This window comes from Paenibacillus sp. TAB_01 (assembly GCF_043945595.1).
Classification (GTDB): Bacteria; Bacillota; Bacilli; order Paenibacillales; family NBRC-103111; genus Paenibacillus_S.
Genome location: NZ_JBIFNP010000001.1, coordinates 3365017 through 3387927 on the forward strand (window position 1 = coordinate 3365017; position 22911 = coordinate 3387927).

Here is a 22911-nt window from a genome sequence, read left to right on the forward strand (position 1 = left end):
CTAACTTTCATAATGAACCCATTTTTTGGATGAGACAAAGAGCATATAAGTGAAGAACGCGATGATGATGAGCAGCAGCCAAGCCAGGGCTGACGCATACCCCATTTCAAATTGATTAAATGCACGTATGTACAGATACAGCGTATAAAACAGGGTGGAATCCATCGCTCCGCCTTCTCCGCCGCCGACGATAAACGCCGAGGTAAAAGCTTGAAACGCATTGATGACCTGCATAATCAAGTTAAACAGAAGAATCGGGGTCAGCATCGGAAACGTAATATGGAAAAATTTCGATACGGCTCCGGCCCCGTCCATAGAAGCCGACTCGTATAAATCCTGGGGCACCTGCTTAAGGCCGGCCAGGAAAATAATCATCGGCGAACCGAACTGCCAGATCAGCAGCACGATCAGGGTATACAGGGAGGTGGTCGGGTCCGCCACCCAGCTTTTCGGCGCGATGCCGAAGATGCCCGTCACGTGATTAAACAGCCCTTCACTTCCGAAAATTTGCCTCCACAGGATGGCGATAGCCACGCTCGGCCCTAACAGGGACGGTACATAAAACATGGCGCGAAACAGCGACAGTCCCCACAAGCCCCGATTCAAAACGAGTGCGAGCAGGAAAGCCATGGCAAGCTGAAGCGGTACGCCGATGAATACGTAAAGTATCGTGACCTTTAACGATTGCAGAAACCGGGTGTCGTTCGTCAAGATTTCCGCATAGTTATCCAACCCAGTCCACGTAGGGGCCTCGAACATGTTGTAGGTCGTGAAGGACAAATACAAGGAAACCACCATCGGAATCAATCCGAAGATCAGGACCCCGACAAACCAGGGAGACAAGAACAGCAGCGCATATTTGTTTTTAATCCAAAGCTTGTACAGCACAGAGGAGCTCAACTCCTTTTGACGTAAAGTCGATTGTTGTTCAGGGACGACGGCAGTATCAGTAAGCGGTTTCAACATACGCATATTAAAAGGTAGGCCCGATTCGCCAGATGCCAAAATCATGCTGCTTTAAAATTTCGGATTTCGTGAGCTTCCCCGAGCACACCTCTACAATCTCGCGCATCAGCCGGGCCCCAACGGCCTGTATGTCTTCCGTTCCATCTATGATCGTGCCGGCATTAAAATCGATATTGTCGCCCATTTTCCCGTAAATCGCGCTGTTCGTTGCTATCTTGATAACTGGCGCTATAGGAGAGCCTGTCGGCGTGCCGCGACCTGTCGTAAACAGAACCAATTGCGAGCCGCCTGCCACCATCCCCGTCATTTGTTCAATGTCGTGGCCCGGCGTATCCATCCAGACCAGCCCTTTGCGCGAAGGCTGCTCCGCATAGCGGATGACTTCCTGCAGCGCCCTGCTGCCCGATTTGGTAGAGGCGCCCAGTGATTTCTCCTCCAGCGAGCTTAAGCCGCCTTTAATATTCCCGGGGCTGGGGTTACCCGTACGGATATCGATTCCCATCGCAAAGGCGCGATGCTCCATCTCCCCGATCACTTCGTAAACACGCTGGCGTACCTGATCGTTGATGGCACGTCGGCTCAACAAATGCTCGGCGCCGATTAATTCCGTCGTTTCCGCCAAAATGGACGTTCCGCCCAGGTCGACAATGCGGTCGCTCACATTCCCGACAGCCGGATTGGCCGACAAGCCCGAGCAGGCATCCGAGCCGCCGCATTCCGTTCCGACAATCAGCTCGCTGAAGTCGCATTCCACGCGTCTCTCCCTGGACGCTTCCTGCACCATGTTAGCCGCGATTTGAGCGGCATGGGCAATCGTATGCAGCGTGCCGCCGTGCTCTTGAATCGAAACCAGCTCCACAGGCTTGCCGGTCATCTCCTTCAGCTCGGAATATACGCTGCGCGCTTGATGCGTCTCACAGCCAAGGCCCAGTACGACAACGCCGTATACGTTCGGATTCGCACCCAAGCCGGTATAGGTTCTGAACGTCTGCTCGTAATCGGCGCCGACTTGCGCACAGCCGTGCTGATGAATGAACGAAACGGTACCGTGAACCAGTTCGGTCACCCGCTGTGCCGTTTGCGCAGCGCATGTAATCGTGGGCAGGATCAATACGTGATTACGGATACCTACTTTGCCGCCGGTACGGCGATAGCCTTGAAACGTTACCGGCAAATTACTCTGCATGCCGATCTCCCCTCCCTCTTACACCTTCCAAATTATGTATGTGCACATGCCCGCCTTTTTCAATCCTCTGCATCGCTACCCCGATAACTTCTCCGTATTTGCGGATTTGCTCCCCATGCCCAATCGGATGGACGGCGAATTTATGTCCGAACTCGATCGGCTGCAGCAGTTCGACTTCGGCTGCGAACGTTTGACAGCTGACTTTCAGTCGGGTCCCCGGGGAAAGAGGCTCCAGCGCTACAGCTACGTTATCGTCCGGATGCAGCATGACGGATTTATAGGTCAAAATCGTTATTCTCCTTTCTCAATCAGGCTAACCTGACAACTTGTTTATTCATCAAAACATCAACTGGTCGACCACTTGACCTTAGTTTAATTCTGGCAGTAATTCTTGTCAACTGTTTTTTTGTAAGCCTTTTCGGATAAAAAAGTAAGGTGCGGCGGCTTGAGCTATCCTGATGTCCAGCTTGAAGTTTCAGGCGTCCTGCCGATGGGAGGAAGTTATTTCGCAGAGTTTGTTTTATAATGTAAAACAATGTTTTGTATTGTTGTTTTTAATCATATGCAATCCCGCGCTTTTTTTCAATAACTTCTTTTTTGCAAAAGCAATTGACATTTTTGTATAGAATGGGGTTAAATGGGAACCAGATTATGGACATGAAAGGAGCACGTATGAGCTACCCATCTTATATCCATTTGACGGACGAATTTATCGACGGTTTGGGTAATTATGTAAAAAAGAAAGGGATTCCTTTAGATGAGGTTGTGGAGGTTTTTGCCGGTAATGGTCAATTGGGACTGCGGCTCGGCTTGAAAAGCCGCTGCAATATTACCGACTCTCTGCTCTACGCATCCGACGATTATCAGGACGAAGTCAACAAGGATTGGGATAAACAGCCTCAAGGCGTTGCCGTTGAAACGGCCTATGAAACGATTCTCCGCTTTAGCGCTGAGGATGGATTAAACATCCGTTTGTTAATTATGGGAGCTCCCCTGCCGGCACTGTCTTACTATTGTCCGTCCTACGAAGCTGCGAAAGCGCTTTATCACCGGTTTGACGCTCAAATTCTTTACATCGGTGAACTGTCCGATTTCGCGTTTGCTTCCCCTAAATTTTTCGCTCATGTGCAGCAGGTGCAAGACGACGACGAGCAGTCCTTTCAGACTCTGGTGGCTGACCGCTATGACAGCAAGCACGGTTACTTTGCAAGCGAGGCGTTCGAAACGCCTCTTGATATCCGTCCTTTCCTCCTCCGTTTCGCGCCCTGCTCGGACGAACGATGCGACTGCCGGGACGATGCCAAGATCTGCGGCGACGTGCAAGCATACGGCAGGAAGCATAGCTCGGTACGATAAAAAATGGTTCTCAACGCAAAAAGCGCATTCCGATAATGATCGGAACGCGCTGACTGCGCAGCCGTTTCTGCTGACGGGAAAATAGGATACAGCTGTTTCTCTCCGCCGAAAAATGAGGCTTAGGCGGATTTGCCCGTCCCGGAGGTGTCGCTCACAGCCGATGGACACGGCCTGTGCTGCCGCTGATACACTACGCCGAAGGCCAGCAGCAGCACTCCCAGCACGCCAAAGCCGAACCGGAGGCCCAAGAGCGTCGTCAGCGCTCCAAAAATGACCGGATTCGTCAGCTGTACGAAGCGGTTGGACATCGTCCTGAGGCTCATGCCCATCCCACGTTCTCCGGGCTCGACGGTCTGCGAAACCATCATCAGCGCTACCGGCTGATTGACGCTGGTGCTTGCGCCCCAAATAAAAACGATGGCGGCCAGCAGCCAATATTCCGGCTTCACGAGCAGCAGCAGCAGGCAGACCGCCCCGCTGAAAATACTGATCAGCATGATCCGTCGGTGGCCGAGCCGGTTCATCAGGAAGCCGGTCATCGGCCGGACGATCACCGCTGCGAGCGCGGAAACGGACAGCATGCTGCCGATCTCCGTATGCGTCAAGCCCGTGTTGGACATAAACAGCGGGAAAAACGTCGTCCGGACGTCAATCAGCATGAATAATACGCCGTTGAGCAGGATGGCGACGGCAAACGGCTTATTTCTGCGCATCAAGGAATAGCCGTCGATGTAGCTTTTCCAGAACGATTCTTTGCCCGACGGCGAGGGCGATGGCTTTCCTTGAGCCTTTGTAGACGCTTCTCTGCTGCGTTGAACGTTCTCCTGCACTTCCTCCCTGTCCCGGCCTCGCGCGAACGAACCGATCGGCAGGACGCTGGCGAGGAGGATTCCGAGCAAATTCAGCGCAGTAAACACGTAAAAGACGAATACATACCCGCCAAAATCCGACAAAAATCCGCCGACCGAGGGCCCCGCCAATTGTCCCATCGAGTTGACGAAGGAGAAATTGGAGATGATGTGGTTCCCGCGCTTTTCGTCGCTCTGGTTCGCCGCTATCGAGGCGGCTGCCTGCAGCGCTCCCCACGAGAACATGCCCCCGAAGCCGTTAAGAACTTGCCCGAATAAGATCAGGACGATGCTATGCGTCTTCACCCCAAGGATGAAGGAGATGCCGCTGATCAGACATAGTACCGAGCCGGCAATGACGGCACGCCGGGTGCCCATCCGATCGATCCGGCTGCCGATAGGCATGCCGAACAGGATCGGAATAACCGCGTTGAGCGATACGAATATACCGATCACCAGCGCGGTATAACCGACGCTGTCGAAGTAAAGCGCCATGATCGGCCGCACCATCTGGACGGCCAGCATGTAAGTAAGGGACGATGCGATAATCGAGAGCAAGCCGATCCCTACCGAAAACTTGCTCCCTCCGTTTGAAGCCAACAGTCTGCTCATCCTACCAGTCCACCTTGATTATAAAATAACGAGCCTTTCTAAAATATGAATTTACCGTAAATCAAGCGCTTACATTAGCATACCACATTGACGCCGGTTTAGGACCGGCACGTACAGCAAATCATAAAATATTGCTGCCTTGCCTCCGGCGGGCATACCGCCAGAACACAAAAAGGGGCCCTGCCCCCGCCCGTATTTCATGACGTGGAGGCACTCCCCTATGGTTCAATCAGCCGTATTCGCGGCATCGCAAAATTGCTTTAACGCCTGCTCCAGGATGGATCTCGGGCAGGCAAGATTGATTCGCAGCCAGCCCTCGCCCTCCGTGCCGAATACCGAGCCTTCGTTGAAGGCTACTTTGGCACGGAGGTACATCAGGTCTTTTAACCCTTTGCCGTTCAGGCCCAGCCCGCGGCAGTCCACCCATAGCAAATAGGTACCTTCCGGCCGAAGCGGTTTGACCTGTGGTAAATTTTCGGCCAGGAAGCCGATCGCATAATCCAGATTGCTTTTGACATAAGCCATCATGTCATCCAGCCAGGCAGCGCCTTCGCGGTAAGCCGCCTCCACCGCATCCTGGGCAAAATGCTGAGCCATATGCAGGCTTAACGTTTTAAGCCGGTTTTCGATTTTTCTTCTTAACGAAGCGTTGGAAGCCACGATAAAGGAAGTATGCAGCCCCGGCAAATTGAACGTTTTGGTCGCGGCCAGGCAGGTTACCGTCATATCGGCAAGCTCCGCAGACAGTGAGGCGAACGGCGTATGCGTATGTCCCGGAAAGGTCAGATCGCAGTGGATTTCGTCGGAGATGACGGTAACCTGATACTTCAGGCACAGCTCCCCCAGCTTCAGCAGTTCCTCCCGCTCCCATACGCGTCCCCCCGGATTGTGCGGGCTGCACAGCAGCATGAGCCGGGCTCCCTCCTTAAATAGAGCTTCCAGGTTCTCGTAATCCATTTCAAACCGGCCGTTACGCAGCAGCAGCGAATTCTTAGCTACTTTCCGGCCGTTGCTTTCAATGACGTCGTAAAACGGATAATAGACCGGAGTCTGTATGACGACAGCGGCCCCCGGCTCGCTGAATTGCTCTACAGCCAGGCTTAACGAGGTCACGATGCTCGGTGAATCCGCAATCCAGCCCGGCTGCAGCTCCCAGTGATGACGCTCGCGGAACCAGTGAACAATCGCTTCAAAATAACCGTCCGTGCGGATGGCGTAGCCGTACAGCCCCAGCTCAGCCCGCTTGATTAATGCTTCTTTGACGGCAGGCGGGCTTGGAAAATCCATGTCCGCAACCCACAGCGGCAGGACATCCGGCTCTCCGAACAGCTTTTCGCCCTGATCCCATTTGTAGGAGCGCGTGTTGCGCCGGTCTACTAAACGATCGAATGAATGACTCATGCTACCACCTCATGTCTTGATCTTTAACTATGCATGCAGATCGAATTGTACATAATCGTAATCATGTACCTTTATAAGGTATTTGTCAATTCATCGAGCGGGCGGCAAACCCCTGCTTCAGCCTTTGACAGAGCCCAGCATGACTCCTTTGGCAAAATGCTTTTGCAGAAAAGGGTATACCGCCAAGATCGGAACCATCGCCAGCATAATGGATGCCATTCGAATCGTTTCCTGCGGCACGATGCGGTCGTCGCCGCCGGCTCCAGCCTGACCGACCCCAGTGGAGTCCGAATCGATCACCAGCGTTTTTACCAAAACCTGTAAGGTCCATTTCTTCGAATCGGTGATATAGATGAGCGCATTGAAATAAGTGTTCCAATACGAAACCGCGAAAAACAGCGTGAACGCCGCTATCGCCGGCATGGACAAAGGAATAATGATTCTCAGGAAGACGCCAATGTCCGTACAGCCGTCGATCCGTGCGGAGTCCTCCAGCTCCGATGGGAGCGATTCCAGAAAGCTTTTGATAACGATCAAGCTCCAGGCGCTTGTCAAGCTCGGCCAAATCAGCGACCAGTACGAATTCAGCAGTCCGAGCGATTTGACCAAAATATAGGTGGGCAGAATGCCTGCCTGAAACACGAGGGTAAATACGACCGCGCCGATCATTATCGCCCTGCCCGGCATCGTTTTTCTCGTCAGCGCGTAAGCGAACGTGAACGAAGTCACGATACTGAGCACCGTCCCGGTCACCGTAACGAAAATTGTGCTTTTCAAAGCGTTCAGGAAGCTGTTCGTCGACAAAATATATTGATAGGCGGCAAGCGACCACTGCTTCGGGAACAAATAAAATTTGAGCGGAATATATACTTTCGGGTCGGTGAAGGAGACGCTGAACACATAAATGAACGGAAAGACGCAGACGAGCGAGATCAGAATCAGAAGCGAATAATTCACATAATCGAATGCCGTCATTCTTTTAGTGCTGACTAAACTCATGTCCGGCCCCCCTCCCTAATAAATGCCCTCATGGCCCATTTTTTTGACGATGTAATTCGATGCCAGCACCAGCACCAGGCCTACCACGCCCTTGAACATCCCGACGGTCACGCCGACGCTGATCTGGCCCTTCAAGATGCCGATCGTATAGGCGTACGTATCGAATACCTCGGCAACGGAATTGACCAATGGATTGGTCATTAGCAGCACCTGCTCGAAGCCGACATCCGCCATATGCCCGAGTCTCAGTATCAGCAAAATGAGGATCGTCGGCCGGATGGCGGGCAGCGTAATATGCCAGATCTGTCTCCACCGGCTGGCGCCGTCGACAACGGCCGCTTCATAGCGCTGAGGATCTACTCCGGCCATCGCCGCAAGAAAAATAATCGTTCCCCATCCCGCCTCCTTCCACATCGACTGCGCGGTCAAGAGCCCCCAGAAGTAGTTCGGATTCGAAAGGAACGGGATAGTCTCGTGCCCCGCTTCAGAAATAAGCTTATTCACAATACCCACATCGGAGGAGAGAATGAAGAAAGTCATGCTCGCCACCACGACCCAGGACAAGAAATGCGGCAGGTACACGACGGACTGATTGATCCGCTTGAACGCTTCGTGCCGGACTTCATTCAGCATCAAGGCGAGCACAATCGGCAGCAGAAACATAAAGATAAGCCCGAACAGGTTCAGCGCAAACGTATTTCTAAGCATAAGATAAAATTTACTGTCGGCAAACAAGTCGATGAAATTTTCGAAGCCGATCCATTCGCTGCCGGCTATACCGGCGTAAGGATTATATTTCATAAATGCGATCAGCAGCCCCCACATCGGAACGAATTTGAATAAAACAAAATAAACGATGCCGGGCAGGGCAAGTAAATACATATATTTGTGCTGAAGCACACGGATCCACAGCTTGGTCGACGTGTGCGGCTTGCCTGCAGCTTTTTTGGCGAGTACGGAGGATTGCATTGCGAGCTTCACCTGCCTTTACGTTATCGGCTTTTCTTAAGCGGAATGGGGTTAGATTCCTTCTTTCTTCGGCTCCATAAACCGCCTTGGCTGCCGAGCATTCTCGACAGCCAAAGGGTGTGTGTATGATTCGCGTGAACGTTCAGATTAAACGGGCAGCCCCTGCTCTCTCAGCCAGACCCTGAGAGGCACGTCGGCGTCCGTCGGCGTATAGTAGCCGTTGCAGCTCAGCCCGTCCCCCAGCATTTGGCGGCGGATCGGGTCGGATTTCTCCAGCAGGCCGTCCATCGTCATATCGTCTTTCCTGCGAATCCAGCGGTAGCCGTAGCCATAGAACAGCACTTTACGCGTCATGTCCGACCAATTCGTGCTGGCCGCATGCCATAACCGACGGTCGAAGAACACGGCGGTTCCGGGTTTCACGCAGACGGGAATGGCTCCCTCCGGCTGGCCATTACCGCCCTCCGGCAGCTGAATCGTATCCTGCACATGGCTGTTCGGCACGATCCAGAAGTTGCCCCGCCCCGGCTCGGAGAGGTCGGATAAGAAGTAAGCTACCTTCAGCGACAGCCTCGGACGCGGATGGGATTCCATCTCCAGGTTCACCCTGCCGCTGTCCTGATGCCAGCCGAAGGTCTTATCGCTTTGCTCCTGTCCCGAAGGCGGCGTCACAATCATGTGCGTGTGATACATATAAATATTCCAGCCGAGAATGTCCCAAACTTTAGGCAAAATTTTGCCGTAGTCCGTCAGTTCCATAAATAACGGATGATCCTTGACGAAGTCGGTATAAAATAACGCCTTCTTCGGGTCATGGCCTTCTTGAAGCCTGCTCTCGTAAATCCGGTCCACCTCGGCGGTTAAAGCAGCCACATGATCCGGAGACAGCGCGTCCTCCACGATAATGTATCCGGTCTCGTTAAATGCGCGTCTTTCCTCATCAGTCAATCGGTACTGCAGGCAGGATGCTTCCATCGTATAAACCTCCCAAATGATTATTTATAATAGCTGTAAGCTTTGGCGAATTCCTTGTATGCCTGTTTGAATTCCGGCATATTGTTCAGCTTGCTCACATAGGCCTTGTATTCATCCATTGAAATTTGTCCGACAATCGCCTTGGTCTTCATGGACTCCCATTCATTCGAATATTTAGGCCAGATGTCCACCCATTTGTCGGAAATCAGCCACGTGAAAATGTTGTACACGCCAACCTTTTCGTAGTCCGCCACTTCCTTACGCTTCTGCTCGATATATTCCTTAGGAGCGCCCGGATTGTCGACCTTCCCCCACTTCACATAAGCGAAAACGCCCGCGCCAAGGCTCGTCGTATTGACCTCTTTGACCGAAAGGTCTGTCGGCACCTTCTGGCCGTCTACGACCTTATAGTGCACACCCTCGACGCCGCTGTAGCCGAAGTCCGTCATTTCCTGCGAAGCCGTCGCTTCAAAATAGGCCAGCATTTGCTTCACCTTGGCTTCCGGCACCTTCTTCGAGATGAAAATTCCCCCGTTCACGCCAGTAGACAAATCGGCTGCGTAGCCGCCCGGGCCTTTTAATGGAGGAAGCGCCATAATTTTGGCGTCCGGCTGCACCTTCTTCGCCTGCAGCTCAAAATCATACTGATACCGGGTGCTCCGTATGTAGGTCGCCGCTTTCCCCGTCCCGATCGCTTCCTCCATCTGCGTCCGCTTCATAGTCGCATATTCCTTGGGCAGGCTTCCCTCTGCATACATGCCGCGGAAATATTCGACTAAGCTGGTGTACTCATCCGTCAGTTCATGCCAGATGAGACCGCCGTCGCTGTCATAGTGCGGAGCGAATGCGCCGAAGCCGGCTTCAAAGGGGCTGACCCCTTCGTTGATTCCGACGATGCCCATGGTGTCTTTCTTGCCGTTGCCGTCGGGATCACCGTTCGCGATGGCTTTTAACGCGCTCCGGTACTCGTCCAGTGTAGTCGGCACAGGAATATTCAGCTTGTCGAGCCAATCCTTGCGGATATTTACCGTATTGTCAATGAGCGAGCGGGAGCGCGGCAAGGCATAGGTTTTACCGTCTACGGCAAGAAACTTCTGCCAGTTCGGCGGCGTATTGTTCTTCAAATTCGGATACTGGCTCATATCCCCCAGGAAAGGGGTCAAATCCCAGAACGCCCCGTTGCGGACGGCATTGATCATCGAAACGGTCAGCCCCTGGTTCGGATAGGCTATCACCTCGGGAATGTCGCCGGAAGACAGAATCAAATCCAGCTTGGTAATGACATCGCCGGAGGGAACCCAATTCGCATCCAGCTTCACATTTAGCCGCTTCTGCCACTCCGACCAGAATGCGTTATTCATATCCGGCATCTCGTTGTACAATCCGCCGAAAATTTGCATTTGCAGCGGCTTGCCGTTGGCTCCGCCCGAATCCGCCGTACTCTTGCCTCCGGTGCCGCTGTCCGCAGCCGGATTGCCCCCTGAAGAGCAGCCGCTTGCCGCCAAGGCCAGCATGCAGCTTACTGCAAGTGCCCAGCCTGAGCTTTTCCGTCGTTCCCGCATTGAGTTCAAGGACGATTCCTCCTTAAGCATATTAAGTCTTACTAAGCTTCCATGTGCTTCGTCGCAGCAGTTAACCGCACTTCCATCCCGTTACTCCAAAATAATAAATTCATGATCTGTGATCGAATCGATCTCCACTTTAATCCATGACCGCTCGCTGACAGGCGTTACCTCGCGGCCCGCAACGCGGAGCTGCGCGCTTCGCGGCTGCAGATCGTCTGCACGAACCGCTACGGTCACCGGCCTACGGGCAAATATTGCTCCAAATAGCCCGGATTTTGATTCGCTCCGCTCAAATTGACGATATGGATGAGCAGTCTGTCCTCCTGGCGGTACAGCTTGCAGTCCAAATAGCCCGGACCGTCCACTTTCAAGGGGAGCGTGTCCGCCGCAGCCCACCGGACGGCGTTAGCCAGCAGATCTCCCAGGTCCGGCAGGTGAGTGCGGCCATAGCAGCGGTCGACATCCCCGGCGAAGTAAAATACGCGTCCGCCCGCTTCATGCGGACCGGCCAGCATGACGGGGATATCCGTCTGAGGCGTTCTCACCCAGCTGAATTCCGGTGGATAAATCGGATAAGAGGGAATGTAAGTTGCAATCGCTTCCATCCCGCCGTTCAAGGGTTGAACCCGCTGCAGCTGTCCGCCGAACGGCAGTGTATCCGTCTTCTCAAAGCCGGCTAATACCTCATGCCGTTCATCCGGCAGCCGGAAATAATTGTGCGCTTCGAAAAACGCCCAGTCCGCCGACTGCTTTCCAACGGCACCTTCCACTTCAAATAAATGCTGGATCCCGCTAACCGGCTCGAGAGGGAACCGGTCTCTTCGCTCCCCCATTCGTTCAGGGTAGCCGTTCCCCCAGTGAACACAAGGCTGCCCCCCGCCTCGACAAACTTCTGTACGGCTTCGCACTGGGAATCCGTCATCGCAGCCAGATCCGGCAGGATCAGTACGCGGAGGCTTGCCGCATCTCTTGCAATAAGATCCGCATGCACCGGAACGAACGGGATTCTTGCCCGAGTCAGCGCTCTGACGAATCCGTGCCAAGGCAGCTCGACTTTCTCATACGTATCTTCCCGGCCGTAAAATTCGATATTTTCCTGGCTCCACACCAAGCCGACATTGGCAATAGGCCGGCGATCGTATAGATATTTCTCATTGGCTTCATGCCAGCGCATCACCGGCGGTGCGTTATCGAACTGGCGCCGGTCCGGCTGAATCGCCCCAACATGGTGATACCAGGGCGAAATGCCTCCGGCCACGCCCTCGAGCATCCACAGCCTCGTCTCCTGCGGAGGGTTACTGCCTTGACGAAAGCTGCGCTCCCCGCGGATATAATTGGCCATGCTCTCGGGTACGACAATGTCCCATCCGGCGACGCCATGCAGAAGATGGCCGTTCAGGCTGTTCTGCTCGAAACCGTTCAGGCTGTCCCGGGACTGATGATCGCACATCATGATGGCGGATCGTTCCCCTATTTCCTTCAAATCGCAGAAGGAGGCGTGCGACTTGATCGGGTTTGCGTTAACCATGCCTAGCCATAGGCAGTCCGGGCCGCCCTTCGCCTGTGTCACTTGATTGAACAAATCCCAGTTCTCCGTCCGGCAGCTGTAGCTCCATTTGATCCACTTCCGGTAAGCCGGGTCGTCCCAATCCGAAGCCGCAGGAAGCTCGAGCCCCGTATCCGCTTTAAACTTGCTGCGGCAGTGAATACAATGGCAGATGACTTTGCGCGAGACGCCCGTCCAGCTGTTATCCGTGAAGCCGTCCGGACGGTAGCGTTCTATAATTTCGGTTACGGACCTCAGGAATGTACGTTTTGTAATAGCCGCTGTTAATGCATGAGAAATAACGCCCGTTGGAGGTGACTGGCTCTCCCTGCCGGTCTACGACGAACCAATCCGGATGGGCGTCGTAGAAGTCCTGCGTAGCCCGGTTAATATCCATTCTCGCCAGTACAGCCAGTCCTTCCTCCCGGGCCGCATCGTTCCATTCCCCGAACAGATCCCGGTCGCCGAGCCCCTGCGCCCGATACTGCAGCTTCTGAGCGCTCGGATAATAAGCGACAATTCCTCCCGCATTAATGATAATGCCTTGGACTTTCGTTTCGCGCCAATACTCTCTCCACCAAGCCAAGTCGCTGTCAATCGGGTCCATCTCCGTCAAATTCGTTTGGCCCCAGCGGCAGGCTCGCCGATACCACGGCAGGGCTGCATCATTACTCATAAGGGCATATCTCCTTCCTCTACTTCATATACTCGTAAGCTCTGGCCAGCTCTTGATAAGCCTTCTTGAACTCCGGCATACCGTTCAGCCTGCTTACATAGGCTCTGTATTCGTCCATGGAAATGGTGCCGATAATGGCCTTGGTCAGTACGGACTTCCATTCCTCGGCATACTGCGGCCATACCTCCGACCAGGCGTTGGAATACAAGCCGGTGAACGGATTGACCGTACCGAAGCTTTCATAATCCGCCACCTCCCGATGCTTGGCCTCGTTGTATGCTTTGGGTGCGGCCGGATTGTCTACCTTTCCCCAACGGGTGTAGGCCAGGACGGTAACGCCTAAGCTCGTTGTATTGATCTCCTTTCGCGCCAGCTCCGTCGGTATTTTCTGCCCCTGGACGACCTTGTAATGCACATTCTCCACACCGTTGTACGCATACTCCGTAATTTCCTTGGAAGCACTCGCCTCCAAATATTGCAGGATGCTCCTCACCTTCGCCTCCGGCACCTTCTTGGAAATGTAGAAGCCCCCGTTCACTCCGCTCGACAGCTCGACCGCGTAGCCGCGGGGCCCTTTGAGAGGGGGAAGCGCAATAAATTGAGCCGAGGGCTGCACTTTTCTGGCTGCGGTTTCGAAGTCGTACAAATAACGGGTACCACGGACATAGGACGCGGCTCTGCCGGCCGAAACGGCTTCCTGCGCCTGACTGATTTTCATGGTCGGAAAATCTTTGGCTAGAATCCCGTCCTTGTACAATTGACGGAACCAGTCAACCATGTCCGTATAAGCGTCGGTCAATTGATGCCATATCATCCCGCCGTCGCGGTCATAGGCCGGATCGAAAGCGCCGAATGCCGCTTCGAACACGCCGTCTCCGTCGTTAATGATGACGCCATGGCCGATAAGGCCCATCGTCCCTGCTCCGGAGGGATCGGCCTCGACGATTCGCTTAAGCGCCTGGCGGTACTCCTCCAATGTAGCCGGTACCGGAAGGTTGAGCTGATCCAGCCAATCTTTACGAATATTCAGCGACAGATCGATCCTTGATCTGGACCGCGGAAGCGCATAAATTTTCCCTTCCACGGACAGCCCCTTCAACGCATTCGGAGGCGTATTGTTCTTGATGTTGGGAAATTCGCTCAGATCGCCCAGAAACGGCGTCAGGTCCCAGAACATATTGTTGCGTATGGCGCTTTCCATCGAAGGCGACAGCTGTTGGCTTGGGTAGGCTACAATGTCGGGAATATGACCGGAGGCCAGAATCAAGTCCATCTTCGTATTAAAATCTCCCGATGGAATCCATTCCGGGTCCAGCTTAATGTGAAGACGCTTCTGCAGCTCCGTCCAGTAGGCATTATTCATGTCCGGCAGCTCACTGTACAACCCTCCTATAATTCTGATATGCAGGGGTGCACTTTCGCTTCCCCCATTTGCTGCCGGCTTCGGCGGCGGCAGTTCGGGCGAGCATCCGCCAAGCAAAAAAAGCACAGCGGCTGTGATCGCCCAACCTTTTGTCCGATGGAGATTGAACGCCATGTGAACCCTCCGCTCCTAAAGTTGTCGGCGCCTGGTTCTAATCATAAGCCCCGCGCCAATGAAAAAAAGAGACAATCGTTGACTTGGCAAAAACTGTCTCTCTCCCTTGGTTTATAAGGGCTTGCGGCGCCGCTGCGAAAAAAATGTCCGTCATCCGTCAGTCTATCTGGACTTGGCTCTATACTGTCCGGGAGTCATATGAAGGTGCTTTTGGAACATACGGGTGAGGTTTCTCTCCGAATATCCGATCTTGGAAGCGACATCGCTTACGGTCATTCCCGACTCATCCATAAGCCGCGTAGCCTCTTTAATTTTGCATTCCTGCACGTACTCCAGAAACTGAACGCCCAATTCCTTCTTGAACAAGCGGCTTAAATAGGATGGGCTCATACGCACGGTTTCGGCGGCCTGCGCCAGCGAAATATCGTCATAAATATGGTTATGGATATATTGGATAACCTGCTTGACGGCGTCTGCCGCATTCGAAGGGCGGTTCCTGATTTGCTTGAACAACGGAATAAGTTCATATACGTACCAATCGTAGACCTCTCCGGGAGTATGTCTTTCCTTCAACTGCCCGAATAAATCATGCTCGACCAGCTCGGTATAAGCGATCAGATCCTGCTGCTCCAACGATTCCAGCAATGCGTACAATAAGGAAAAATAGCCGTGCGTAATGACGGTAAAAGAAGCGGAAGCGCGCAGGGCCCGCATATATTCCGCCAGATTCGTTTCCGCTGCGCTGTACTCTCCGTTCATCAATGCCGTGACAATCATCTGCTTCAAATGCGACGGATAATAGTAATTCCCCTGTCTCCTTGCACCCGCAGACTCTTCCGCGCTGATGACGGTAACGCTTTCAAGATAAGACCGGTCCTGCAGAGCCAGCAAAGCTTCCCTATAAGATTGAGGAAGATCGGTAAAGCTCGGGTAAACCTTCCCTATGCCAACAAAGGACGACAGCTTTATATAATGCTGAATGGACTCGACTATATTTTGCGCATAGTCCGTTACTTTAGAAAGAAGCGCCGGTGCGCCCGGCTCCTCTTCGGCAAAGACGACAGCCACAGCCCGGTTCCGGCTGTCCTGCAGAATCTCCGCCTGCAGCCCGTCAGTCTCTGCAAGAAGCTCATTCATAACATTCTTCATCATAAAAGCGATGATGGACCGGTCGTTAGAGCTAAATCTTCGGTCTTTATGCAAATCGCCAATCGTCACGACGATCACAACATAGCTTTGATGCGACATCAGTTCATGGATGGAATGATGGGACCGGATTAATTTATCGTTGACATAGTTCTCCTCCATCAGCTGCTGAAAAAACCGTTCCTTCAGAACCGGCTTGAGCTCGGCTGCATGCTGAGTCAATTGGTCGGATTGCTGCTTTAAATGAGACATGCACTGTTCAATAAATGAAATTTCATTACGGTCGTGAACGGATTTCTGATGGGAGGAGTGAAACGACCTGCCTAAAGTGATCAGGCGCCGTATCGGCTTGTACACGTTAAAGGATGTCAACAGAGCAAGCGCTATGCTTAACAGGAAGAAGAAAAAGACGGTCAGAACGATAAACGAGCGGATCCAGCTGATGCTGCTGATAATGCGGCTCTTGGGGATCATTGAAATATAGGTTCGGTCATAGGAGGTTTTCAGGTACGTATATAACACATCCTCCTGGAAAAAAGACCCTGCGCTGTCTTCGGACGCGGCGATCGTCTGTACGAACGGCGCAGCGCTCCTGTTGTCCAAGCTGCCGGGCTGTCCGGTGTTCAGCAGCACCTCCTGCTGCGGCCCTAAGATCAGAACGGACTCATCCGTCGGCCGATCGACATACTTGGCGATTTCGCCCGTATCGGCATGGATCAGCAGCGCTCCCAGGCTTTTGTTTCCTTTCACCACCGGGAGAGGCCTGACATAGGTGAGGTATCCCTGCTTGCCTGCAAAGGGCAAATACCCCCACTTCGCGGAGGGCTCCAATTCATGGCGGTTCTCAAATCTTGATTGTCCTTATAAAACTTTTCGGCAATATATCCGTATTGGTTGGAAATCACGCCCTCTGTGCTCTGGTTGTAATAAACAATATCGACGATAAAATCGTTGGCGTTCTTTTTCTTGTCCAGCATGTCATCAATCTCGCCATGGCCCAGCACATTCTCCCTAAAACCGGAATCGTACATCGAGCCGGTCACAATCGCACTGGAGGCGATAGCATACGAATCAAGCTCGATATTCTGCAAAATGCGCTCCACCCGATCCTTAGAGATCAGCAAGGAAGCCTTGGCATCGTTTACGATATGCTCCATGGCGGATTTCATCGCGAATTGATAGTAAACGCTTCCAATCAAAATTACGGGAATGCATGCCGAGAAGCATCCGAGAAGGATGATCCGGCTTAAAAACTTGTTTTGCTTTAAAGCTTCGAACCGATGCATGCTTGAATCCCTCCATCCGAAAGATCATTCGCCTAATAGTTTCCACATGGAGAAATCGATCCCTTCTTCCATATCACATAAATTATGTTAAATGATTCCATGCAAAAAAACCTAGCCTGAAGCTAGGTCTTCATGGTCATCCTATTTTTGTGCACGGGGAGGGTTATGCTGTCTACTATTTAAAAAGTTAAAGAGGATGCTCCCTCAGCCATTGATGTGGCCATGATATGCTCCCCATACGGTTATAGGTCTTTGTTATTTCGCCTGTCTATCGTATGGAGAGCATATTACCAAGGGATCGTCCCCTTCATCAGCTCAGCGTACCAAGCGCCTCCCGTGTGAACGGCTGCAGCTCATCGGTGCGGTCATCGCGGATCTTGACCGCCCAGGCCGGGTTCGTCAGCAGTGCGCGGCCGACCGCGACAAGGTCGAACTCTCCGCGCTCCAGACGCTCGATCAGGTTATCGATGCCGGCAGCTTCCCCTCCCTTGCCTTCTTCGAAAAGACTCGTGAAGACGGAGTCCAGGCCGACGGAACCGACAGTAATAGCCGGCTTCCCGGTCAGCTTGCGCGTCCAGCCGGCCAGGTTAAGGCTCCGATCCCTCGAACTCAGGCTCCCAGAAGCGGCGCGTGGAGGCATGGAAAATATCGACGCCCGCAGCAGACAGCGGTGCGAGGAAGCGCTCCAGCTCCTCCGGATTCGCTGCGAGCTTCGCGTCGTAACTGACCGCTTTCCATTGGGAGAAGCGGAAAATAATCGGGAAGTCGGGACCGACCGCGGCACGCACCGCCTCGATGACCTCCACCGCGAACCGGGTGCGGCCAACCAGGTCGCCGCCATATTTATCCGTGCGCTTATTGGTCACCTCCCAGAAAAACTGGTCAATGAGGTAGCCATGCGCACCGTGGATTTCCACCGCATCGAATCCGATGCGCTTCGCGTCGGCCGCGGCTTGGGCATAAGCCTGAACGAGACCGCTGATCTCCTCGGCCGTCAACGGCTCGGATACCTTCTCGCCGGTCAGGCTCAAGCCTGACGGTCCGATTGGATCGACATTGGACTCCGGAAATTTGCTCCGGTCGCGGGCTGTGCCGGTATGCCAAATTTGCGGAGCGATTTTGCCTCCGGCTTGATGCACTTCCTGAACGACACGCGCCCAGCCTTCAAGCGCTTCCTCCCCGTAAAAGTGAGGAATGCCGTGGTCAGCAGCCGCAGCCGGATGGTTAATGACCGTTCCTTCCGTGATGATGAGGCCTACGGCATTTTCCGCTCTCCGGCGGTAATATCCGGCTACATCGGGACCAGGTACGCCATTCGGCGAAAAGGCACGGGTCATAGGGGCCATCACAATACGATTTTCCAGCTTCAGCTGGCCTGCCTCAAAGGGCTTAAACAGAGCCGCTGCTGTTTTGGATATAGTCATTGTATTCTCTCCTCCTGTAAAAAAAGTTTATATATCTATATTTATAAATATATAGATCAATAGATGAAAAAGCAAGCGCTTGTGGAAACCCTGGACTATTTCTCCTCAGCACGAAGACGCGCAGCAAGTTCATCCAAAAAGGCAGCAATCGCCTCTTCATTGCGCCTGTAGTAAGTCCATTGGCCATAGCGTCGAGACTCCAACAGCCCGGCTTTCTGCATAGCGGACAAGTACGAGGAGATGACCGACTGCGCCAGACCGGATTTTTCCTGAATGCTCCCCACACATACCCCGCCAGGAAACTCCTCCTTGATCAGGTTCGGCAGGTTCTCGTTCATCTCCTCCGGCTCCCGCAGCCAGCAAAGGATGTTGAGGCGAGTCTCATTCGACAGAACCTTCAATACGGCAAGCATATCTTCGTTTTTCAATACTCGACACCCATTCCTAGTTGGTTTCTTCCCAGTATACCAAAAGTACTCCTCATGAGAAATATAATAACCACATTCGTGTATATTCAGACAATGCAGTTCGCTCTGGAAAGCATAGCAGTATGGATGGCATGGATGGCATGGATGGCATGAGCGTCAAAAGCCTCCGAAAGAGACGGCCCGCCTTTTCAAGGCGATAATTAGAAGCGGTTGGGCAACTGAGGATGTGATCGGGTGATCCCGCTATAAAATAGAGAAAAGGAGCGGCCCTAGTCATCTGCGATGACATGCGGGACAGCCCCTTGGTTGGGTCATAGCTCGGTTGTCAACACTCCGGCCGCGCATGGGGCCTCGGGGTTGCACCGACCGCTGTGCAGCGCCTCAACGCGCGATTGGCATTCGCGTGCGCTCCTTCTCTAGCTTCCAATGGAATCGGACGGTCCGGTTACCGAGTTCAAATGCTGTTCGCGATAAGCACCCGGTGTCATCCCGACCAGCTTACGGAATGAGCGGATAAAGTTCTGTGAGTTGTTATATCGGAGCTTGGCGGCGATTTCGGAAATTTTCATCTCCGTTTCTTCCAGCATCTCCTTCGCGCGGTTTAACCTGTACTGCATCAAGTAGTCGCTGAAGCTGATGCCAAGCTCCTGCCGTAACACTTTACTGATATAGCTGGGATGATAATTCAGCAGATTCGAACATGACTCGAGCGTAATATCGCTGTCATAATTGTTGTGAATTAACTGTACCACTTCCTTGGAAATCGTCCGGTATCTGGACTGGCGCTGTTCTTCATAGACACGAATAACGGAGTCCATAATTCGGAACTTGAACCAGTTTCTCATTTCCTCCACGGATGAAAGCGCTAGCAATTGTTCCAATAAAGGCGGATCGCCTCCAAGCACTTCGAGATGAGGAACACCGCTTTCCTGCAGAAGACGGATCAGGTTGACGAAAAACCGCGTTACGGCAATCTGGTAATCGTTATTGTTCTGGTACTGCCCGGAAATTTCCTCGAAGAACGCATCAAGCAGCAGCTGCACCTTTTCCCGGTCGGTCGTCTTTATCGCATCAAATAACTGGCGCTCCAGCTCTTTGGGGTATTCTGTCGTCACGATCTGTTGCGCCGGCTGGACGTCTTCAATATGAAGAATGGTCTTCTGTCCGTACATTACCCGGTATTTCAACGCGTCCATCGCCTCCTTGCAGGCCCGATGCGCATCCTTAAGCCCGCCATAGGAACGGCTGAGCCCAATACTGATCCGCAGCGACAAATAATGTTCCACCTCGTCCTGAATTTTCTTGGCCAGCATATAGATCGTCGTCCGAAACTCCTCCGTCGACTTCGCCTCGTCGAATATCAGCGTGACCAAAGAGGACTGGACGACAATAGGAACCAGACGCTGATGGGGCGGTATCAAATCCCCGACCATATTATTAATGGCAAAAAGCAGCAGATCGCTGTCTCTGTCGCTGTATCTCGTTCCCTTTAGCGTATCCATTTGGATGGTCATGACCATCATCCGCTTCGATTTCATCATATCCAGATCCAACAGGCCCAGCTTCTCGCTGATTTCGGAAGGCTTGATATCCCCGCGTATCAGCTTGAACACGTAATATTCTTCCAGCTGCCGCTTATGATTCCTGAGCTGATCGGCCATTTGGACCTGATCATTGCGCATTCTCGAAAATCCCTCATGAATCATATGAAACTCATCGATGCGTTCGCGTTCCTTGTCCGGCTGCGCGAATAAGGAGCGGTACAATCTTTGTACAGGGCTATACATACGCTGGGAGCCGGCGAAGGAGATCAATACGGCCAGCAGCAGCATAATGACGCAGGTGGCCAATATGATCCACCCCGTTCTCCGGGACTCGAAACGAATCAAATCGATAGGAATGACGGAAATATACACCCAGCCATTAAACGAGGACCGCTGATAAGCTACCCCTACCTGCTCCTCGCCGAAGCTGGTTTCATAGATGCCGGAAGCATCCTTGGATTCCCGAAGCTTGGAAACAAGCGTATTCATCGTTTGCGGATCTAGCTGCATGTTCTCGTTCTGGGTTGTCAGTACCTTGTAGGAATCGTCAAGAATAATCACTTGGCCTAGCGTATTGTTCTTGGCCAAATAATTGCGCAGCTGCTTGCTCGAAATTTCAATGACCAGCATGCCGCTCGGGCTCTCGGCGAAGTCCGGGATTTTTTTGACCAAATGGATCGCATGGTTATTCTCGTTTCTATACCTGAGCATGTTGTCATTCTCGGCAATCCAGAATTTGTTGCGGTCCGATTCCCAAATACTTGGCAAATAAGGTCGACTCGGTATCTGTCTGCGGATTCAACCCCGAGCTGTTCAACACATATCCCCTGTTTAAATCGATCAAGTGGACGTCCCGGACGCTGATATCGAAGGTCTGTACCTGTGACATCGATTTCAGCAAATTTTCAGACCAGGATGAATTGAGACGGGGTAATACCGGAATTCAGCGCGTCCGTCACGAACGTACTGTCGGACAAGCGTTCAATTTGCAAATCCAGCGCTCCAAGCACCTGCTCTATGCGCAGACGCGTTTGCTCAAGGATCAGAACGTTGCCCTCGTTGACTTTGTTCTGAATGGTACCGGACGTTTTGATATAGAAAAATAGGCAAAGCAAAATGATGGGTAGTGTGCTAACTCCAATAGAAAAAACAATCATTTTTGTCAAGTATTTGTGGAATCTGAACATGAACTACCACCACCTATTTGAACAGCTTTGAGCCTATCTCAAGCAATCATCAAATGGTCTGTCTGCGTTGTCATTTTATTATACTATATATTATACATCCTGGAGAAAAGAATATGGCTCCCCGCTCCATAATTATGAGCGAGGAACCTCGAGCTAATCTTCTCTATTTAGCGGGTTACCTGCAGCAGCTTCTCCATCTTTTCGACGTCGATCTCGATACCGAGTCCTATGCCGTCAGGTACCTGGATATACCCGTCGCTGACCTGAAGCGTATGGTCGATAAACTGCTCCCGCAGATTACTTTTCTCGATGGAATATTCGTAGTAGCCCGAAAACTCCGGCGTGCTCGCCGCCAGGTGCAGCGCAGCCGCAAAGCCGATGCCCCGCGTCGTGTTGTGCGGAATGTATTGAATGCCGAACGCACGGCATAAGGCTGCCGCCCGCTTGGCGTTCGACAAGCCGCCGCACTTGATCGGATCGGCCGCATACATATGGCACGCTCCGCGCGCGATAAAATCCCTGAAGGTAAACAGGTTCCAGTCCTGCTCACCGACATGGATAGGCACAGGCAGCGTAGACGCAAGCTTGACATAAGCTTCAATATCGTAATAAGGGCAGGGCTCCTCATAATGGTAAAGATTGTAGTCTTTGATTTTCTCATACAGCTGGACGGCTTGAATGTAAGTATAGGAGCTGTTCCCGTCGATCATCAGCTGAATGTCCGGTTGCTATCGCTTCCCGGACTGTTCTCACCTTCTCCGCATCGTCAGCCAGATTGACCGGCAGCCCGGTTCCCATGCGCGGACCGACCTTAATTTTGACCGCCTTGAACTGAAACTGGTCGATGCCTTCCCTCAGCTTCTCCGCTTCCTGCTCGTAAGTCAAATCCCGGCTCATGCTGGAGCCGTACAAGGGAACGGACTCACGGTACTTGCCGCCGAGCAGATTATATAACGGCTGCTTGGCCGCTTTCGCGCGAATATCCCAGCAGGCCGTGTCAATTCCGCTGTAAGCCATCGCAAGCAGCTGTCCGGATATTTTATAGTGCTTCGTGAGCACACGCTGCTCCATCAGCTCGCTGTCGTAAGGGCTCATCCCTATCACTTGCGGCTTCACGACCTGCTGAATAATCTGCAAAGTCGTTTCAATCTGCATCGGGCTGCATTCGCCGAAGCCGGAAATTCCCTCGTCCGTATCGAGCTTAATATACAGTAAACCTTTGGCTGAATAGCAAGTGAGCTGTGTGATTTTCATGGTTTC

The 22911-nt window shown here is 52.7% G+C and carries 22 protein-coding genes and 1 pseudogene; 1 reads left to right on the forward strand and 22 read right to left on the reverse strand.

Features of this window, described 5'->3' with window-relative positions; all coding sequences use genetic code 11:
* The 3 genes from ACHHV8_RS16190 to ACHHV8_RS16200 all read right to left on the reverse strand — a co-directional run bounded on the left by ACHHV8_RS16190 (position 1) and on the right by ACHHV8_RS16200 (position 2438).
* Positions 1-900, reverse strand: a complete 900-nt coding sequence (locus ACHHV8_RS16190) for a carbohydrate ABC transporter permease (protein WP_395163532.1) — start codon at positions 898-900, stop codon at positions 1-3.
* A 73-nt stretch (positions 901-973) separates the two neighbouring features.
* Positions 974-2152 (reverse strand): UxaA family hydrolase, encoded by a 1179-nt coding sequence (locus ACHHV8_RS16195; protein ID WP_395159616.1) that lies wholly within the window; start codon positions 2150-2152, stop codon positions 974-976.
* Complete coding sequence (locus ACHHV8_RS16200; RefSeq protein WP_395159618.1) at positions 2142-2438, reverse strand: UxaA family hydrolase; 297 nt, start codon at positions 2436-2438, stop codon at positions 2142-2144. Before ACHHV8_RS16200 ends, ACHHV8_RS16195 begins: the two co-directional genes overlap by 11 nt.
* A 386-nt stretch (positions 2439-2824) precedes the next feature.
* On the opposite strand from ACHHV8_RS16200, the gene ACHHV8_RS16205 reads away from it, so the two are divergent.
* Positions 2825-3508 carry a hypothetical protein gene (locus ACHHV8_RS16205; RefSeq protein ID WP_395159620.1) on the forward strand — a complete coding sequence of 228 codons (684 nt, stop codon included), beginning with the start codon at positions 2825-2827 and terminating at the stop codon, positions 3506-3508.
* 119 nt (positions 3509-3627) lie between these two features.
* Here ACHHV8_RS16205 and ACHHV8_RS16210 read toward each other — a convergent pair whose 3' ends face one another.
* The 19 genes and pseudogenes from ACHHV8_RS16210 to ACHHV8_RS16300 all read right to left on the reverse strand — a co-directional run bounded on the left by ACHHV8_RS16210 (position 3628) and on the right by ACHHV8_RS16300 (position 22905).
* The gene (locus ACHHV8_RS16210) at positions 3628-4968 is read right to left on the reverse strand and encodes an MFS transporter (RefSeq protein WP_395159622.1); all 1341 of its coding nucleotides are present in this window, start codon (positions 4966-4968) and stop codon (positions 3628-3630) included.
* Positions 4969-5193: 225 nt separating this feature from the next.
* The gene (locus ACHHV8_RS16215; RefSeq protein WP_395159624.1) at positions 5194-6369 is read right to left on the reverse strand and encodes a MalY/PatB family protein; all 1176 of its coding nucleotides are present in this window, start codon (positions 6367-6369) and stop codon (positions 5194-5196) included.
* Positions 6370-6486: 117 nt separating this feature from the next.
* A complete protein-coding gene (locus tag ACHHV8_RS16220) occupies positions 6487-7368 on the reverse strand; it encodes a carbohydrate ABC transporter permease (protein ID WP_395159626.1) in 882 nt (293 codons plus the stop codon).
* 15 nt (positions 7369-7383) lie between these two features.
* A complete protein-coding gene (locus tag ACHHV8_RS16225; protein WP_395159628.1) occupies positions 7384-8337 on the reverse strand; it encodes an ABC transporter permease in 954 nt (317 codons plus the stop codon).
* Positions 8338-8484: 147 nt separating this feature from the next.
* Complete coding sequence (locus tag ACHHV8_RS16230; RefSeq protein WP_395159630.1) at positions 8485-9312, reverse strand: phytanoyl-CoA dioxygenase family protein; 828 nt, start codon at positions 9310-9312, stop codon at positions 8485-8487.
* Positions 9313-9332: 20 nt separating this feature from the next.
* On the reverse strand, positions 9333-10874 hold the full coding sequence (locus ACHHV8_RS16235) for a type 2 periplasmic-binding domain-containing protein (protein ID WP_395163533.1): 1542 nt from the start codon (positions 10872-10874) through the stop codon (positions 9333-9335).
* A 90-nt stretch (positions 10875-10964) separates the two neighbouring features.
* Positions 10965-11114 (reverse strand): hypothetical protein, encoded by a 150-nt coding sequence (locus ACHHV8_RS16240; RefSeq protein WP_395159632.1) that lies wholly within the window; start codon positions 11112-11114, stop codon positions 10965-10967.
* Complete coding sequence (locus tag ACHHV8_RS16245; RefSeq protein ID WP_395159634.1) at positions 11111-11647, reverse strand: hypothetical protein; 537 nt, start codon at positions 11645-11647, stop codon at positions 11111-11113. Before ACHHV8_RS16245 ends, ACHHV8_RS16240 begins: the two co-directional genes overlap by 4 nt.
* Complete coding sequence (locus tag ACHHV8_RS16250; protein WP_395159636.1) at positions 11554-12459, reverse strand: type 1 glutamine amidotransferase family protein; 906 nt, start codon at positions 12457-12459, stop codon at positions 11554-11556. The genes ACHHV8_RS16245 and ACHHV8_RS16250 overlap by 94 nt, the downstream gene beginning before the upstream one ends.
* A gap of 166 nt (positions 12460-12625) precedes the next feature.
* Positions 12626-13099, reverse strand: a complete 474-nt coding sequence (locus ACHHV8_RS16255; RefSeq protein WP_395159638.1) for an alpha-amylase family protein — start codon at positions 13097-13099, stop codon at positions 12626-12628.
* A 19-nt stretch (positions 13100-13118) separates the two neighbouring features.
* The gene (locus ACHHV8_RS16260) at positions 13119-14483 is read right to left on the reverse strand and encodes an extracellular solute-binding protein (protein WP_395159640.1); all 1365 of its coding nucleotides are present in this window, start codon (positions 14481-14483) and stop codon (positions 13119-13121) included.
* A 315-nt stretch (positions 14484-14798) separates the two neighbouring features.
* Positions 14799-16532: a helix-turn-helix domain-containing protein gene (locus tag ACHHV8_RS16265; protein ID WP_395159642.1), complete on the reverse strand. Its 1734-nt coding sequence runs from the start codon at positions 16530-16532 to the stop codon at positions 14799-14801.
* The gene (locus ACHHV8_RS16270) at positions 16529-17068 is read right to left on the reverse strand and encodes a hypothetical protein (RefSeq protein ID WP_395159644.1); all 540 of its coding nucleotides are present in this window, start codon (positions 17066-17068) and stop codon (positions 16529-16531) included. Before ACHHV8_RS16270 ends, ACHHV8_RS16265 begins: the two co-directional genes overlap by 4 nt.
* 310 nt (positions 17069-17378) lie before the next feature.
* A pseudogene (locus ACHHV8_RS16275) lies at positions 17379-18492 on the reverse strand (NADH:flavin oxidoreductase).
* A gap of 95 nt (positions 18493-18587) precedes the next feature.
* Positions 18588-18905 carry an ArsR/SmtB family transcription factor gene (locus ACHHV8_RS16280; protein WP_395163534.1) on the reverse strand — a complete coding sequence of 106 codons (318 nt, stop codon included), beginning with the start codon at positions 18903-18905 and terminating at the stop codon, positions 18588-18590.
* 431 nt (positions 18906-19336) lie between these two features.
* Positions 19337-21232, reverse strand: coding sequence for a helix-turn-helix domain-containing protein (locus tag ACHHV8_RS16285; protein WP_395159646.1), 1896 nt, complete (start codon positions 21230-21232; stop codon positions 19337-19339).
* A 137-nt stretch (positions 21233-21369) separates the two neighbouring features.
* Positions 21370-21651, reverse strand: a complete 282-nt coding sequence (locus ACHHV8_RS16290; protein ID WP_395159648.1) for a hypothetical protein — start codon at positions 21649-21651, stop codon at positions 21370-21372.
* A 167-nt stretch (positions 21652-21818) separates the two neighbouring features.
* Positions 21819-22361: an enolase C-terminal domain-like protein gene (locus ACHHV8_RS16295; RefSeq protein ID WP_395159650.1), complete on the reverse strand. Its 543-nt coding sequence runs from the start codon at positions 22359-22361 to the stop codon at positions 21819-21821.
* Complete coding sequence (locus tag ACHHV8_RS16300) at positions 22309-22905, reverse strand: enolase-like domain-containing protein (RefSeq protein ID WP_395159652.1); 597 nt, start codon at positions 22903-22905, stop codon at positions 22309-22311. The genes ACHHV8_RS16295 and ACHHV8_RS16300 overlap by 53 nt, the downstream gene beginning before the upstream one ends.
* Positions 22906-22911: the final 6 nt, after the last annotated feature.